Annotated in this window: 8 protein-coding genes and 1 pseudogene; 4 read left to right on the top strand and 5 right to left on the bottom strand. The window is 57.8% G+C overall.

Annotation, left to right across the window (positions count from 1 at the left end):
- Window positions 1-49: 49 nt before the first annotated feature.
- The 3 genes from HV765_RS30010 (at window position 50) to HV765_RS30020 (ending at window position 1,541) form a co-directional block, all read left to right on the top strand.
- Window positions 50-298, top strand: coding sequence for a hypothetical protein (locus HV765_RS30010; protein ID WP_127183278.1), 249 nt, complete (start codon window positions 50-52; stop codon window positions 296-298).
- Between the two features lie 99 nt (window positions 299-397).
- Entirely contained in the window at window positions 398-604 is a 207-nt protein-coding gene (locus tag HV765_RS30015) for an antitoxin VbhA family protein (protein ID WP_175171862.1), read from the top strand.
- A gap of 25 nt (window positions 605-629) precedes the next feature.
- The gene (locus HV765_RS30020; RefSeq protein WP_175171864.1) at window positions 630-1,541 is read left to right on the top strand and encodes a Fic/DOC family protein; all 912 of its coding nucleotides are present in this window, start codon (window positions 630-632) and stop codon (window positions 1,539-1,541) included.
- A gap of 471 nt (window positions 1,542-2,012) precedes the next feature.
- Here the strand turns inward: HV765_RS30020 and HV765_RS30025 are convergent, their stop codons facing one another.
- From HV765_RS30025 to tnpC, 5 genes and pseudogenes are all read right to left on the bottom strand, one after another.
- On the bottom strand, window positions 2,013-3,701 hold the full coding sequence (locus tag HV765_RS30025; RefSeq protein ID WP_175171866.1) for a mechanosensitive ion channel family protein: 1,689 nt from the start codon (window positions 3,699-3,701) through the stop codon (window positions 2,013-2,015).
- Between the two features lie 1,641 nt (window positions 3,702-5,342).
- Window positions 5,343-7,778, bottom strand: coding sequence for a fimbria/pilus outer membrane usher protein (locus tag HV765_RS30030; RefSeq protein ID WP_175171868.1), 2,436 nt, complete (start codon window positions 7,776-7,778; stop codon window positions 5,343-5,345).
- A gap of 684 nt (window positions 7,779-8,462) precedes the next feature.
- Entirely contained in the window at window positions 8,463-9,116 is a 654-nt protein-coding gene (locus HV765_RS30035) for a DUF1120 domain-containing protein (protein WP_175171869.1), read from the bottom strand.
- Window positions 9,117-9,313: 197 nt separating this feature from the next.
- On the bottom strand, window positions 9,314-10,030 hold the full coding sequence (locus HV765_RS30040; protein WP_175171871.1) for a fimbria/pilus chaperone family protein: 717 nt from the start codon (window positions 10,028-10,030) through the stop codon (window positions 9,314-9,316).
- A 1,359-nt stretch (window positions 10,031-11,389) separates the two neighbouring features.
- Window positions 11,390-12,785 (bottom strand): annotated as a pseudogene (tnpC, locus tag HV765_RS32270) (IS66 family transposase); the annotation flags it as partial.
- A 1,177-nt stretch (window positions 12,786-13,962) separates the two neighbouring features.
- Between tnpC and HV765_RS30050 the strand changes: the two are divergent.
- On the top strand, window positions 13,963-14,958 hold the full coding sequence (locus HV765_RS30050; RefSeq protein ID WP_217483404.1) for a DUF1120 domain-containing protein: 996 nt from the start codon (window positions 13,963-13,965) through the stop codon (window positions 14,956-14,958).
- Window positions 14,959-17,213: the final 2,255 nt, after the last annotated feature.

Below are 17,213 nucleotides of genomic sequence, written 5' to 3' on the forward strand. Positions count from 1 at the left end.
GGCTCAGACCGCCATCCTGGAAACAACATTGCGACTTTGGAGATATGTCATGAGCGATAGCCATTTGCGTCCCAGACCCCGTCAATGCCTGGGTAACTTGTGGGTGTACAGGGCGACTGTGATCTGCATGCTGCTTATGGCCCTCGCGGCTGCGATCGGGCTCTTCTACCTCGCATCCATTTTTATGGACAGCCTGGCCCCAGACACAAGGATGTTCGTCGACATTCTCTCGTTCTTCTTTATCGCTTTCCTCATCGTCGTCAGTGCATGCTTTATGTCGCGGCGTTGGCCAGAGTGACTCGGCCGGCTTTACGTCGTGCAGTTGCGTCCACCCGGTAAGTTAGCCCCTGACGCAGGACTTGTTGCAGTAAAATGAGAGACCTTCGGAGATACCCCAATGCTGACTTCTAAAGACGTGATAGAACGGCGCCGCGCTGTAGCCAATGCTGTGGCGAACCAGCGGCTGGAAGGCTTGGAACCCGACTCACGCACAGTTGTCGATCTTGAACGTGCAGCGGCTGGTGAATTGAGCGTGTCGGACGTCCTCCGTACGCTGCATGCCCGCATGGCCGCTGGCGAATTTCGTTCGTCGTCCGCACGATAACGTCAATGACCGCATAGGCCAGTCCATGGCCAAATACCCCATCAACGCGCAAGATCCATACGTAGACCCTGTTTCCGGGGTTGTGCGTAATCGTCTTGCTATCACTGACCAGGCCGAACTGGACAAGGTGGAGGCAACCTTAGCCGCCGTGCGCTCTTATGAGCTTGCTACGGACCCCATACGGGGGCAGTTTGACCTGGCGCACCTTCAACAGATCCATCAGCGGCTGTTCGGCGAGGTCTATGACTGGGCGGGCAAGATCCGCACGGTCGACATTTCGAAGGGCACAACACGCTTCGCCAGCCACGAGCAGATCACGAGCTATGCGCCACAGATCACGCGACCACTTTCTCGAGAAGGGCTGCTAAAAGGTCTTCCGCCCGATTTGTTCAGCGAGCGTGCAGGCCATTACTTGGGCGAGTTGAATGTGCTTCATCCTTTCCGGGAAGGCAATGGCAGAAGTATCCGGGAGTTCATCGGTCAGCTTGCAAGGGATGCCGGTTACGGCATTGACTGGCATGGCGTTGATCTGGGCGAGATGACGAAGGCGTCGATCGAGGCCTATCAAGGAGACTCGCAACGCATGACGCAATTGATTCGCGCCAATCTCCAAGAGATTGACCGGGAATACGCCCTGGATCTGGCGAGGGCGGTGGCGGGCGATCGCGCACACGTCGTTCAGGCCATTCCTGGGCAGAGCTATGAAGGCGGGGTTATCGGATTGACCGAGCGTACCGGGTTCAAGAGCAAAAGGGCCAGGCTGGGGATGGTCCTGCACAGCCGTCGCACGCTGCTCCACGAGGATCTCGTCGTTCCGGGGCAGATGGTCGGGATACGCTATCCGCATGGTGGTGTTGGCTTGGTCGAGCGCACTGAACCACAGGCCGAGCAAGCCTACTTGATGCAACATCAGCGCGATCGCGACCTGGGTTGGTGAGCGAGCACCTGTTTAGCCGCTAAATTTCTAGGGTGTATTTCAGCGTACCCACCCGCTGTCGCCTTGATAGGTGAACATTCGAGCTGACCAACACGGTGGCCCTGACCGCGAGGTCAGGGCCGTTCAGCGCAAAAAAACGCACGCTGTCTGGGACATGCGTCTCAGCAGAAATGCTAGCACGTGGGAATGACAGGCCGACTGCACGCCTCGTCAGGGGAACATAGCCGACAGGTTCGGTTTAGCCGCTAAACACCCAATTCGAAACACGTTTATCTGACGTCCGCTTCTGGGCCGCGAGCCGCTGTTGATGCTGGGCCCTTCCGACTCGAAGCAGTCGCCCGGCTTTCATTTCTAATCAGCCGACAGCTTCGAATACAGCACAACGGCTCCGCGCTTAGGTCGGGCCAAGACTGTCGCCCGCCCCAGCCTCGACGTACAGAGACCCTTCCTTTGTCGTCACTGCTGGACTCACTATTCTGACTCATATGTGGCGGCGACAACGGCGGGCGCCAGCTTGATCTCCATTTCTTCCACCGCACCTAAGACCTGCAAAAGGAGTGATTCTTGGGTGGCGAGAAATTGCGTATAGTGCGCAGTCGAAACGTAGGCTCGCAACTCCACTTCTAAACGCCCTATGGCGACGCCTGTACATCGGACGCGAGGCCAACCCTCAGATTTCTCGACCAGATCGTGAGACGCGATCAGGCTATGCAGACGCGGTAGAAGAACTCTGATCTGGCGTGTCGGACTGGTTACGTCGAGGGCAAGAGTGTGTACGAACAAACACTTGTCGCGAGCAGAGAAATTCACGATTTTCATCTTCGCAAGATCGCTGTTCGGTACAGTGATCAGAGTCCCATCAAGAGCGCGAATGCGGCTGGATCGGGTTCCGACCATCTCGACCGAGCCGCGCTGGTCACCGAACTGAATGGTGTCGCCGATACGGAAGGGTCGATCCACAAATAGAGCCACACCACCGATCAGGTTTTCAATGGTCGACTGCGCAGCCAATGCTAGCGCGAATCCCCCTACGCCTATACCGGCGATAAGGCCGTAGGCCGGTATGCCAATTTCGTTGGCGCCGTAGACGAGGATGCCTCCCACTGAGCCAATCGCTGCAATTCGCGCGGAAAGCCGCAACAAGTGAGCGTCCAGGCTGTTTCCCGCCCTACGCGGAGCATTGATGGCGGTTTCAGCGAGCAGAAAGCACCCAATCCATACGGCCCAGGCCACGAGAGTGTAAAACGCCGCTGTCGCAAGCAGACTTTCCCCTGTAGCGAAGTGCCCGGCGGGGTTGATATGCGCAATGACATACCAATCGGTAACGAAGTAAATGGCGAGAAGCGCCACGGGAATAGTCAATCGCCACGCCAGCCGTCGCAATTCACCTGCTTGCCCCCCGCGGCTGCGAGCGATAGCGGTCCAACCATATGAGAGCCCGAGCATTACGAGCCCGACAAACGCGATCGCGATGATCTTCCAAACTGGTGTGTCGAGATACGCGACCTTCAGAGCTTCCGGGACTCTGTCGGTTATCCAGCCGGGAATGAGTGGCCCTGTCGCGCTGATGTGCTCTTTGTGGAACGAAACATACTGGCGCGGAATTTGTAGAGGCAAAGTGCGCACCCGGTCGTAATAACCGGCCAGGTTCGAGATGCTTTCGCCGGTGATGAGATAGTCGCCGGTGTTAGGGCCATCTTCAACCCGTGCCATCTGGATATCCGTGCCTGGTATTGTCCATCGCGCCGGAAGCGCTTTGTCGCTTGCAGAAGCGCCTGGAACGGAGGTCAGATCGACGGGGGGGAGGCGCGCCAGAATATCCGCGAGGTAAGTGAGTGCGGCGTTACCCACCTTGACTCGATTTGCCGACGGCACCGCGCTCAAATCCAGCAGCCCTCGTAGCCGATCGAATTGATAACGAACTTCGCGGAGTCTGGCGAAGCTTTTGTCCGTCTTATATCGGGTGTATGCATCTTCAAGGCGTTCGCTGCCCGCTATCAATGACTGGTAGGTCTCGCTTGGGCTAGCTCTGTTGACCGGTGTCAATTGGTTGGTGACGTCGACTGGCGACGAAGATGCGACCGCGAATGGTACAAACAACACAATGCATACGCTGAGCACAGCGCTTGCCATCTTAGCCCGGTACGTGCTCAGATTCACCACTAATTCTCTCCTGGCCCCCTCTGAGGGCGATCGCGTGCCGTGGGACAGTCCGGTGCTACCGAGACTACGTTTGAAACGTGTTTGCGCGTCTCACTGGAGTCGCGGCGTCATCAAATTGGTTGGGAATTGCGGCGTGCTTTCTTTCCGTCACACCGCCGACTCAGTAGCATTTTATGGCAATGCATCACGCCGCTGACCAAAAAAGAGAGGCTCAGCCTTTGGCTGCGCCGTTTGCGTGCATCATCGGATAGCAGCGGCAGGAGTAGACGAGCAGGTCAAAGGTATGCAGTATGAACTGCGCTTGGCCGGGTGCAATTTGAATCAACTACCTCGGAAGAAGCGGCACTGTAAGGGGTGGTTTAGCCTGCCTATCGCACAGCTGCTCAAGCGCGGTAGGGAGCTCGGGATCCCCTCGCCGGTGCCCGGTTCCGACCCATCGCAGCCGTTCGCAGAGTGCGGCTCGGCACCGAAGTAGAAGCCTTCATCCAAGTTGTCAGCTCGCGCCGTTTGGCAGCCTTCAGACTTTTTTTTCGCACCACCTTTTGCACGATCTGCTTATCCAGCGTCAGGTCTGCGACGATACGTCGCAGGCGCGCGTTCTCGTCTTCGAGTCGCTTGAGCTTGCGCACCTCGCTTAAGCCGAAATCGGCGTACCTCTTCTTCCAGCTGTAGAAGGTCCCTCAGATACGCCAAGCTGCCGACAGACGTCGACATGGGCGTGCCGCTCTCGGCCAATCGCAGCGCATAGGCCATCTGCTCTTCGGTAAACCTCGACCGTTTTATGGCTACTCCTTGGCCCGTTTGAAGCGCTGAAAAGCAACCTTACCTCTGGGTTTGACCTGTACGGATATTCTGAGGGCAGGTCATCTTCATGGGCCTTGATAGACGCGATGCCTTGCCTTCCATGCACACCTCCATATCGCCTCAATTGTGAGGCAACTGGATGTCTAGGAAACCCGGGGCGATTCAGTAAAAGTGCGTCACCTCTGCCCGCAAATCAGCAACGTATTCTCGTCGTTCACCGCTAGAAGGGGGTAATGTGAAGGTTATTACAGGGCGCCGTGCGGCTATGGACGTCCTAGTTCGAACGCCCCACCCCCATCCAAAAACGTGAGATCTCGAACGCGGGTCGCTGGCTCGTCAATGCTGGTGTCGAATTCCACTTGAACGGCAAATACTTTGCCTGTCGCTGCCTGGCCAAGGGACACAGGGGAGATGACCGATCCAGGCGCCAGCACTGCGCTGACTGATGGCGAAGACTGGGTCCCGCCCGTAACCGACGCGTGAGCAAGTTCAACCGGGCTACCGTCCACGGTGGCATTGCTCAGTCGAATTGTGAAACTGCCATTGACCGCGAAGCGGTAGCTATTAGGACCAACTGCGTCGCCTAAGAACCGTAGAGCGAAAGGCGTTTCCCCGTCGCATATGGCGGTCAGCGACAACTCGCGCTTGCTTAATGACAGCATCGAAGAGCGGCCTTGCGCCAGTAGCTCGCTCCGGTACAACGTTCCGTAATCGATCTCTGGATTGCTGACCGATAGGCGACACTCTGCGGATGCGGCACTTGCCGACCCGAAAAGAAACAGGACCAACACCAGTCGTGCCAACAGGCCCTGCGATTTACTTGCTCCCGCGGCCCTAGTGGCATACTGCGGGTGCGCTTTCATAGAAGATGTCATCGTTGTTCTCTTTGGGATAGTGAATGTCCAAGGTGCAGGCTTTGTCGCCGGGCAAGGACACTTTCAGGGTTTGATCGGGGTTGGCGTCGGTTAGAAAAATGGTCCCCTTGTCAAGCACCGTAGTTAGGAAATTGTTTTGCGAATCAAGCACTGAGGAACCCTTGGGCAGAGCTTTGCCCTGGCCGTCGACTGCGTCTACCATGACCCGTCGCGCCTTGATCACGTCAAAGTGCAGGTGATTGACGGATCCTCGCCCAGCCTGCAAGGACTGGAAGCCGTTCCTCAGATCCACACGGCGCGGCAACGACTTAGGTTGCACTTCCACGCGATTGGTTCGATATGCATTGAGCTGCGGCACAACCGCTTGGCCGGCCGCATCGGTCCAGACCGGGCCATTCGGAGTGGTGAGTTTTACGCCGGATAGATCGCCTACGGTGACTAGCCCGAACGTGTCCTGCACGGCATAGGGCGACAGCGTGATGCCGTTCTTGTGGGCGACGATGCCTCCAGAAATTCTGCCGGACTGGGTGCTGCCGGAACCTCCTTGTGAGTAGCCAAAATCCGCACTCGCGTAGCGGGGAACCACCGAAAAATTGCCGGACGCATAGGTCTGATTCATCAAACTGTTTCGCTCCACTGACACCCGGTAGTTGAGCTGATCATTCACCACATCCGACATGGCGGCACCCGTGCGAATTGTGCTTCCGCGTTTGCTGACGTAGGTGCGGACATTGCGCGACCCCAGAGGAATGCTCACGTTCAGATATACCGCGTTGTCGTTGCTGTAGCTGCGGCCGCTGTCGCGTTTGCTGGCGCTGCCCATGTTGGTCTCCACGTTCGCTGTCACGGTGGCATACTTCATTGTTTTTCCCCACGAGCCGATCAAGCGGTTATCTGCATTGCCTTCAAAGTTCTGGCTTTTGCTGTAGGCCGCGTTAAAGCTGCCCAGCGTTTCGTGCGACCAGTTGACCGAGGCGGTATATTGGCCCTTGTACAACGACGCGCGCCACGGGGAATCCTGGTTGACAAGCGTGTCGGCCAAATCGCGGTAGCCCGATGTCTGCTGTTTCGCTGACACGCCGACAGACAATCGCTCCGTGGCGCGCGCATTCGCGGACGCGATAATCTGTGCACCTTTGACGCGCTCCCGCGAGGCGTTTGAACCTGCGCCGCGCAGGCTGGCGCTGACATCACGGTGCAGACTCGCGTCCACACCGGACCCTATGGTCTGATAGGAAGACGCACCCAACGTGCCGACGGACAATACCGCCCTGTCATTTAGTTTCCAGGTGCTGGTCGCCGCCGCGATCACGGGTACTTCGCGGCGGTCGGATGACAGCTCGCGTACCTTACCGACGGCGAAGCTGTATCCCGGCTGGCTCACCATGGCGTTTCTAAACGTGGCAGCTGGAACGAGAAAACTGCGCGATTGCCCACCGGATTCTTGAACCGTGACGTCTAAGTCGGTACTGGTATTCAGCAGCGGAATGTCCGTCAGCGCGAATTGGCCTTCCGGCACCATGGTGGAATAGATCAACACGCCCGCCTGGCGCACTTCGACAGTCGCCTGACTTTGGGCAATACCCTGCACCAGGGCGCCGGAAGTGGCGGTATTGCTCAGTGCCGATTCCGGCATAAATTGGAATCCGGTGATGGGTGCGCCGGCAAAGACCGGGCTGTTGATGTTGATCTGGCCGCCCTGAACCACCGTCCTCTGATCTGGGAAGGTCCGCTGCGCGTAGGCATAGAGATGATTGAAGCGCTGCTGATCGCCATCTTTGCTAAAGAGCTGTCGGCTACGCACGATCCAGTCGTCGATATTGAAGCCGACTTGCGTGGTCGCATAGGTGGAGTCGCGCCTCGTGTCGCCGAACTTGGACCTCATAGTCATGATGTCATAGTTAGCGAGGGCGGCAATCCCTCCCTCGGTGAAGTTCTGGGCTTCCAGCGCGTCGCCCCGCATGGCGTCTTGTGACACCACCAGGTATATCTGTTCTCGATTGGGGCGCAGCGTCAAAGAGGTTTGGGGAAAGGCAGCTACGAAGTCATAGCAAGAATTTTTGCCGTCGTTGTGTTGCACCAAGAATGAAGATGACGGCACGCGTAAGCGAGCCTTTTTTATTAAGTTTTCGTCGAAGCAAAGGCTGCCTTCCTGATCAAAGTGTGCATCGATCTTACCCGCGCTCACGCCGTTGACAACCAACTCCACGACGCGCGCCCCGGGCGAAAAGCGAGGGGCATCGCGCAGGTATTCCGCCAGTTTGGGATCAATGCCGCGATGACGAAGCATTTCATGATCAAAGCTGGCGGAGGCGTCGGCCTGTGCCACGACGTTTCCCGCGCAGGCCATGGTCACCGGCGCAAGCAACAGGACGCTAACCAGCGTATAAGCCATAGGCGATAGCATCGACGCGCGTTCTGAACGTGCGGACGCGCACTGCGGCTGGTCGCCCTTACGGGCGGCCCTGTTGAATGTCTTCATACTCGAGGCTTTGAGAAAGGTTGCATTTACGCGGGACGAGCGCAGGGGCCGTTCAACGGACATGTGGCTCAGTGCGTGGGTGGTAGAGGCGCGTGAGGCAGAAGGCACAAGTAGCGACCGCCGGCCTTGATTAGAGATACACCACCTCAAGCGTCGCCGCACCGTTCAGCGAGACTTCGTCGGTCAAAGGCAGTTCCATTCCCTTTGCCAAAACCAGATCGCTGGCGATCCCCCCCCAGCATTGATATCGAGGCTGATCCTCGCTACGCACAGCGAATTGTGTGGGCGCTTTGCAGTGAATCTCGAACGGCTGTCAACCTGAACAATGAGTGGGGGGACCTCATGTTCACCGACGAAACAGGAATGATCCAGTAGTCAAATATCCGTTCGCGCCGCGGGGGGTGTGGCGGAGGTCAGGGTGTTCGTGCCGATAACACCCAAGTCGATCGCTCGCGCAGGAGCGACCGAGGCTGAGGTGATCGCGGCAGCGATAAATGTTGCGGGCGAAGGTTCCTTTGTAAAGGTCATAGGTCGCTTTTGAAGTGAACGGGAGTGAGAACCCCGGCGAGCATGCGTCACGCCGAGGTGGGATTCGCCCTACAGGTAGACCATCTCCAAAGTGGCGAGGCCGTCCAACTTGATCTCGTCCTTCAAAGGCAAACCCTCGGCTTTGTTGATCGCTGCGGTGATGGCCAGAGTGCCGGCAAGCGTGGTAAAGGCTACAGGCGTGCCACCGGACGTCAACGACCAGGATCGGAGCTGATTTTTTTGCAGGCGCCCTTTACCGGAGTTCAGCCAAGTTGCGCCGTTGTCGGTACTGGCCGTCGTGAAGGCAGCACTACCATCCGCAGTGAACGTACCCTGCTCCATGTCCAGGACATAGCCCCCAATCTTCGCTTCGCCAGCCTTGCCCAGGCCAAAGTTGTTGGCGTCGTCTGCCGCCAGGATGCCAGTGACGATGCTATCGGCACGGTTGTCGACGACGGCAATTGCGACTTGCGTCGGCGCGTCGCAAGTGATGGAGAACGGCACGCTCTTCTTGGGGAGTTCCGTGAACGATGTCATGTTCAGCGAGGCAGCCGGAATCAGGCCAAAGTCGACCACACCACCGCCGGCAATGGTGGGAGTGCAAGCGGCGGGGGTAATGGTGCCAATGACGCGCACGTCGATGGATTGGGCATGAACGCCAGCCGCTGCGGTGAGGGCTGTGGAAATGAGAGCTGCGATCGAGAGTTTCTTGGTGAAAGTCATTTTTTTTGAGAGCTAGAAATTTGAAGGCAAGCCTTCGTTGGTAAACCGCGTGGACGCGAAGGCCCCGCGGGAAGAAACACACACCACGAAAGTTATGGTGGAAATGTTTGCGAGACGGGGAGGCGCGATCCCACGCAAACGCGTACTTGCTAAGCCATTGGCGCATGGCGAATGGCCCCGTTTCACAAGGATGGGTACTATTTCGCGGACAGCGCCAACGGCGCGTCGTAGGGACCGACCGCGTAGCCATAGACAGTGGCGGGTTGAATGGTGACGGTTTTGTCGCCGGTGGAACCATGGGCCGGGATAGACAATGTTTCTCCCGGCAGCACATAGGTTTTGGGAAGGCTGACAACTTTCCCGGAGGGCTTCAGCTTTAATTCCTGCGCCATTCGCACGACGTATGCGCTGTCATTCACGACGTTCAACTTGCCATCCGACAGGTCCCACTTCATCAGTTTCCACGGCTCACGATTGCGCTCAAGTCCTCTGGGATGAACAATCAACGGCAGATTTTGACGAACCGTCACGCCTACCGTGCTTTTGCCATCCGCGTTGGGCCGCATCGGAATGCCTTCAAACACGATGCGCTTCAGACGTTGCGTAGTGGAAGGTTCGCCCGTCTGCCGGATTACACGAATCAGTTGCGTTTCGCCAGGCTCAACTCGCGCGACGGGAGGCGTCACAACCACGAGCGTATCCTTGTCTTCGGGAATATCTTCAATGGTGGAATACAGCAGCGATGCCAAGCCGTCGGTGTTCTTGACGTTGATGCTAGCTTCGCCATCAGCTTCATTGAGGATGACGACTGACGTTTCGGGCTGCATGCCGGCCGCGGCAGCGGTGGTGCACGTCAAGGCTATGCTCGCGCCGAGTAGCGTGCCATAGACGCGTTTCTTCAGTAGATGGTTCATTAATTCCCCTCGCTATGTAAGCCCTGAGCAACGCAACAGGCGGCTGAGAATGGCTTATGAGTTAACGGAGTGAATTGTGAGGCTTGGAGCAGAAGACGTTTATCAGACTAGTTCTAAAGAATGTTCAAGAAATGATAATTCTGTCTGATTTCTCGGGGATCGGATCCAGTCATACCTCTTCTGTATGTGCCTCAATTGACTTCGAGCCGCTGCATAAAATGCGAGTTTCGTAGTGGGTCATTCCGGCTCGCGGCCACTGAAAAACCTTTGGCTTTCGCTCTAACGGGCAAAGCACTTGCGTAGCGTTGCGGAGCCCATGAGAAGATCTAGAGCCCTCTGTTCCTGCTCTCGCATGGCTCGGCGACTACTGTCTCCCATCTTGTCTCATAACTTACAGAGAGGAGGTGTGGAGCCGAGGCGACCACTAAATCACCTCGGTTGTGAGGGAAGCGCTCGGACTTGTCGCACTGTGATGTAGGCTGAGGTATCGGTCGGTGCGAATGTGATCAGGTCTTTCGGCAGAGAAAGGGCTGGATGCCGTGACCTACTGCGCTGGGCCGGCGCAGGTGTCAGGGTTGGGTGCATCTTTGCCGTGCGCGCACCGTATGCAAGGGGCATTCGCGGCATATGACCGTTCGCCGCACTTGCTTCATATTCCAGCCTCCCTTGGCCGCGCGCTTATTCAGCAGGGTGCCAGTGCTACCGTCCCGCACCCGTCAGGGGCCGACGTCCAGGGAGCGCGACAATTACACAAGCCACCCACGCTGAAGCCCGCCTGGTCCCGCATCACGACCGTTTGGGCTTTTTTCACAACCACTTGGTCCCCCGCTTGATGTTTCGTGGTGAGATGTCGTTCGACCGTTAACTCGACATTCTGGCCGCACGGCGCCATCAGCCTTTGCTCCTGCGCGGTGTGGGTGGATCGACTCTGCACCCGCAGGCACAGGCAGAAGCTGGGCACATAAGTGCTTTGCGCTGTGCATCCTGACTCAGCCGTGATCGGTTGCGATGTGTTCTTAGGCACGTCCTGGATGTGTGCAACCGAAGTCTAGTCAAACGAGGAAATCTGCCATGTCTTGCGACGGTGCTCTGTACACGCACCTTGCTCACGTCCAATGCAAGCTTTCAAAGATGATCTTGCGGCGCGGCAGCGAGGTCACCGAGGGTATCGGAGCACACACGCCAGGAGGCAGCCTGGAGGGCCACGTAGTCGCAATACTGGAATCGCGATGACCATTGCAGTTTTCTGACCGAAACCGAACTGCGGGGCGATTCGCCCGTGGGGCGCTACGTAGCGGTTGCCGCGTGCGACAGACGGGCGAAGTGTACGCGTCCACCGAACACACCCTTGACGGTCCAGTCTATTCGGCCGGCAACCACCGATGCGATGATGGCGGCCGCGCGTTGCCCGCCGCCCAGCGATCCCGCGAACAGCCAGTTCGGACGACCGATCGCCGAGGGACGGATCTGGTTCTCCACCCAGTGGTTGCCGATCGGTGCATCGCCGTCGTCAAAGTAGCGTGTCAGCGCCTCCCAGCGCCTGTGGGTGTAGTCGATGGCGCGCGCGGTGCTAGAGCCTTCCTGCACGCGCTGGTGTTGCGTGTTCAGTCACCGATGCAACGTTTCGGTGATCTGCTTGGCTCGCTCCCGCCGTATCTTGCGACGCTCGTCGGCAGGCAACTCCGCTACCTCCCGCTCTATGCCGTATAGCGACCCGAACAACTCCAGCGCCTCTGCGCCAATTTGGTTCTGGTGGCTGACGTGCAGGTCATGGAATTTGCGCCTGGCAAGCGCCATGCCGCCGAGCTCGGTAATGCCAGCAGCGAACCCGGCCTTGTAGCCGGGATAGTCGTCGGTCAGCAGCTTGCCACACTAACCTTCCAGGCACGTGCGGCGGTGCTCGTCCGCCCGGCTGGGCGTGAAGTCGTAGAGCACCGCGCGCAGGCTGTCGATCGAGGTAGGCCTGTACGCCCACAGGTACGCACGGCGTCTCACCCGAGCCCGGATTGAGCATCTGCACCGGCGTCTCGTCAACATGCAGCACGGATTTACCCAGCACCTCGACTTTCAACGCATCGATCAGTGGCTGCAACCGCAGCCCGCACAGACCGACCCACTCACCCAGGGTTGGGCGCGGCAGCGCCCGGGCGGCGCGCGCAAAGATGCCTTCCTAGCGGTGTAGCGGGAGGTGATCGGCGAACTTGGTCACCAGCACCTGCGCCCGCGGCCCAGCCGTCGGGATGCTCTTGTTGAGGACCTGCGCGGGCACCGGCGCCTGCGTGAGCGTCTTGCAGTGCTCGCACACCCATTTTGCCGCCGATGTGGCGCTCGACCGTAAAGACGCCCGGCAGGTAGTCCAGTTTCTCGCTGACGTCCTCGCCCATTCGCTTCAAGCCGCAGCCGCAGCGGCACGTCGTGGACGCGGGTTCGTGAGGGACGCCGGTTCGTGATGGATGTCGGTGCGCGGCAGTTCCGTCGGCAGCCTCATGCGGCGCGGCGCTTGCGGCGGCGCAGGCTTGGCGGATATCGCCTCGCGCAGCGCGTTGACTTCCTCTTCGATGGCCGCCGCATCCATTGTCTATCCCAGAAGGCTCGCCTGCGCCGGGTTCAGTTGCTCGCTGCGACTGCTGTAGCGCCAGCGCTTGTACAGCGCCAGTCTCTGCAGGAGCTGGTCGATGTGCGTCTGTTTGAAGTGCAGTACGCGATCCCGCTCGGCGACCTCCGCGTCGTGCGCCGCTATCTGGGTGTCACGCATGCGCCAGCTTCACCCTCGGGCCGGCGCACCGTTGCTTGCGCGGGACCGGGTGACAAGCGGATCTCAATGTGACGGCCTGCCGAGGGCACCGCTGGCAACGCGACCGGCATGAGCGCCGACGCTAATGGGTTCTGCGGATCGGCCCGGCGGATCAATTTTTGCACCCGGTTCGCGTTCAGGCCGTGCGACGACGCCACGCCAGCAGTGGATATCCCCGGTTGACTGCACTGGGCCACGATCTACGCCTTCAGCGTCTTCGGATAAGACCGGCGCTAATTCTGCCTTCGACAAAGTGTTCACCTAAAAGGGGTGAATCCTAGGGTTTGCCGGGCGCTTACGGAAAAGTCCATCGTGCGTGAAATGTCTCACCTGCTGTGTCGCCGCTTTTAGAGGTCGCCCCAGCTGCGGCCAAGCCAAATATCACACAATACAAGACTGGTAAATTTACTCTGCGGCCAGGCACTGCCAAATGAGACTCGATTGACCATGGATAATGATCGCGGCAACGTCGGCGCAAAATTCGAAGCGCTGTCATGACGACTCAAAGCCGCGCGCCTGGCATTCCGCCTTCGAGGCTTCGGTTGGAGGAAGCCGGGAATGGCTCACCTACTATAGAAACTCCTCCATCCCCCAGCGTAAGCCCAAAGGATCGCGGTCCTCAGCGCCCGTTTCTACGTTGATTACAGTTGATGTAGCACAAGGTTGCATTTCTTGAGGACTTTTTAGAACTCGTCCTATTGGCGAGGCGGTCTTAAAAATCCACAATTCAATTAGTGGAAACCCCTGAACCACGGCAGCAAACGGGTGTAAGGCGGCTCGCATCCACAATCGGGGGCAAGTGATTTTTTATCGAAGAAGACTCATACCAGGCCGTGGCGGGGGGCGAGCTTTATGCTCAAGCATAAGTGCCGGCGCGGCATATATGCCACCCCAACGTCCGTCGTCATTCTTAAAAAGCAGACGGCGAAACTCTCATCAACATCAAGAACGCCCTCCCTCCGGCGTCTGTTCTTCATTCTACGATCGACAACACTCGAAAGGATAAAGTTCCTCTCGTGGTTGTGATTTTTCCCGATGCACATGTGGAGTCAGTCGAGACCGAATTGATCCGCGCGATTCGGCGGCCAGGAGCGCAACCGGGATCATAGACCCTGGAGTGGGAGCGGTCGGTGGGCAAATGGATCGTGTGAAGACTCACTTGCGGCTTGGTAAAACGCCTTCCATTCCGGGGGGGAATGGCGACAAAACTATTACCTCGCGGCTAGCGACCGTGTACGGCTACGCCGTCGGTCCCCACGACGCGCTCTTAGGGCGCAAGCGAAGTATTCGTTTGCGAAATCGCTTGGCCTCCGTAGACGCGGCCCCGACAACGCTGCCTTGCGCTCTTCAATTCGCTACTGCCATCGGGCATGCCCTTCGGCTAGTTTCCGCTGACACCGGCTTTCTTCCGCGCGGGCAAATTTCGCCCGCCTGTTTTGCCAACGAAGGCTCGCCTTCATTTCTCAAAGTTAATAACTACATGACTCTCACCAAGAATCTCTCAACCATGGCCTTCACCGTTGCCGCTATCACCGCAGCTGCGGGCGCTCACGCCCAGTCCATCGATGTGCGGATCATCGGCACGATCACACCTGCGGCGTGCATCCCGGTCATCGGCGGAGGCGGCGTCGTTGATTTCGGCTTGATTCCGGCCGCGTCGCTTAATTTCACCACCACTACTGAGTTGCCGAAGAGGCGCGTGCCGTTCTCGATCACCTGCGAGGCACCCACGCAAGTAGCGATCTCCGTCGTTGACAACCGCGCCGACAGCCCGATCCCCAACATCATTGCACCGACCCCAGGCGCCGTATTTGGCCTTGGCAGTGCCAACGGGGCCAACATTGGCGGGTATGTTCTGGACATGGAACAGGGTTCATTTACCGCTGACGGCACGCCGGTATTCACCGTAGGTAGTCAAACCAATGGCGAAATCTGGCTTGCATCAACCTGGGGGCGCCTACAAGGAGGGCAATTGCGCTCTTGGTCGCTGACGGCCACCGGGGCACCGGTCGCCTTTAGTAACCTGTCTGGCATCCTCGCCGTAACTGCGGCAGTCAACGAGGCGCAAAAATTGCCATTGAACGACGAAATCCGGCTCGATGGTCTCGCGACCTTGGAAATGGTCTATCTGTAACTCAGTGGCATTTGCAGGGCGACTTCAGTCGCTCTGTGCTGCAGTTTGCGCAGAGAGCAAATGGCTTCACAAATTACGAGTCCGCAACACAGCCTGCCGCCGGGCAATATGCTACGGCGTAAAGCGAAATCGAACGTCGTGCGTGATATCGGCTCACAACCTTCGCCCTTTGCATGAGCGCAGATCAGTCTTGTTCCATAAGCTCCAGTGACCCAGCTGCAGAGGAGCCGTCGCGTCAAGCGAGCGCGTGTTCGGGAGGTCATTCCCCGCCCATGCCCGAGAATATTCCTACATACCCCGGTCCTGGGTCAACGCATTTCGAACTCATTCGATATGTAGATTGGCGAAGATCGTCGAGAATGCTGTGAGCGCCAAGCTGACCAGGAGCCAGGCTCCAACCGCGCCTTCGCCGGGAGGCGCAATCACGCCAGCCACTCCACCTTTTTCTGGAATCCTCCCGGAAGACGTTGGGCCGGTCTGGCCGCAAGGGGCGTGGGTGGTTGGCTGCGTTTGTTCGATTCAAGTGCGCGTCTGTCCTGCTGCCCTAGACGTACGCAGGAGGAATCCTGTTTTTCTTGCTATTGTGAACGTAACATGACGTGGGCTATTGACGCTCTCGGTCCGGCAGCGAAAGTGGATACTTTTGGCGTCGGAATGCCCAGCCAGCGCGGGACCGCCCCATATCGCGAGACTTCTGCGCCGTTCGTTGCGATTTCTCGATGTCGCATTGAGTCAGGACGGCTCTTGATTCAGGGAAATGCCAATTTCGAAATTGCGTTGAGCAATGTAATGGTCAATGTACGTAAATTGAACTCGTGCGCATGGCTGTCACGCGCGGCACTTTATCCTCGCCAGCATCTAACTTTAGGTTGGTCCCAGGCTCGGCAATTCGTCTGCGATGCGCGGCTTGGTGTCATCCGGCTGAGTCTTTACAACTTAAGTTGAGTTCGCCGCGAGCATTGACGACGACTCGTGCCCGGGATGTCACATTAGTGGAGGGAGGGGGGCGTTCGAATTGATTGCGGAGGTCAGCAATAATGGAGAGGTAGTTGCTGCGCCCGCTGCGGTGGACGGCTGCGGAAGATCGGATGTGCTCCGTGAGTCAGGCCAATGGCTACGCATGATGCACGCCAATTCTCGAATATATAAAAGCTGTCCTCGCATGTACGGTGTTTCAATATACGAGATCGCTTCTTAATCGGCACTATGCACCGTGGCGGCTGCAAACACATACGGTGGCAGGTGGTACCTAACCTCCATTAGCCAGGGCGCCTCTTTCTTGGTATGGGGAACTGGTGGCTCCGCCCGGTTTCACGACTGCTATACCTGACCGCACATGGCTGGAATTGAAGAATGCTGTATGAGCAGAAGTTCGCCCTGGCAACCGAAGCGGCGGGGAACCAATGCCGGCCATGGCATGAAGTTAAACGACAAAGGCTTCAGGGAAAAGGGCAGTAATGGAATCCGCAGCGTGCCGTGTCCAACGACCGAAAACGTGTACCTGCGCAAGTTCGACCTCCAGACCGCGTTTGGCCTGATTCGCGCCGAAGGCGTTCCCACTACCGCGACGCGCCCATTTTGCAAAACGCGCGGGCCAACACGCCGGCCGAGATGCGCGTTGGCACCATTTATACGCTGCGCACCATGGTCCCGGGTGCCACGCCCACAGCCGTGTCATCGCCAAGATGCGCGACACACGTACGAACATAGTCGACATAAACCGGTTATGCGATCAGGGTATCTTAATTTCGATATTGATCCATGATCAAAATTGGGCGTGATCGATCAGTAAACAGGGTGTAATGCCAACCGGACAGTTCGGAGATTCGTGCACGCGGACGCAAAGCTCGCAGATAATGTTCTCTGTGCGGGTGCGTACGTTTCGGAACGATTGTATGAAATAGACACACAATTCTTTTTGTGGAATCCTCGGATTCTCTAGAATGTCTTGTAACGCCCATGTCAGCTAACGTTACTTGTTACTCCCTATGCTTGACTTCGCTCTGCTTGTTTCGCCGTTGCAGGGCGGCGCATGACCGGTACACATTTTCCCCATTCCGAGCCTTCCAAGGCGGTGTAATGCCTGTTAAACCCAGCTCTCTAGAGAGGTAAGTTATGCAAGACAAGCCAGCTGTTTCCAGGACGTCCGATTCCCTCGATTCCCGTTTTGGCTCGGAAGTCATGGGGCACGTCGCGGAATCAAAGGTCTTTCCCAAAGGCCAGATGCGGGAAGACGTTGCATACCAGATCATCAC

The organism is Achromobacter kerstersii, assembly GCF_902859595.1.
Classification (GTDB): Bacteria; Pseudomonadota; Gammaproteobacteria; order Burkholderiales; family Burkholderiaceae_B; genus Achromobacter; species Achromobacter kerstersii.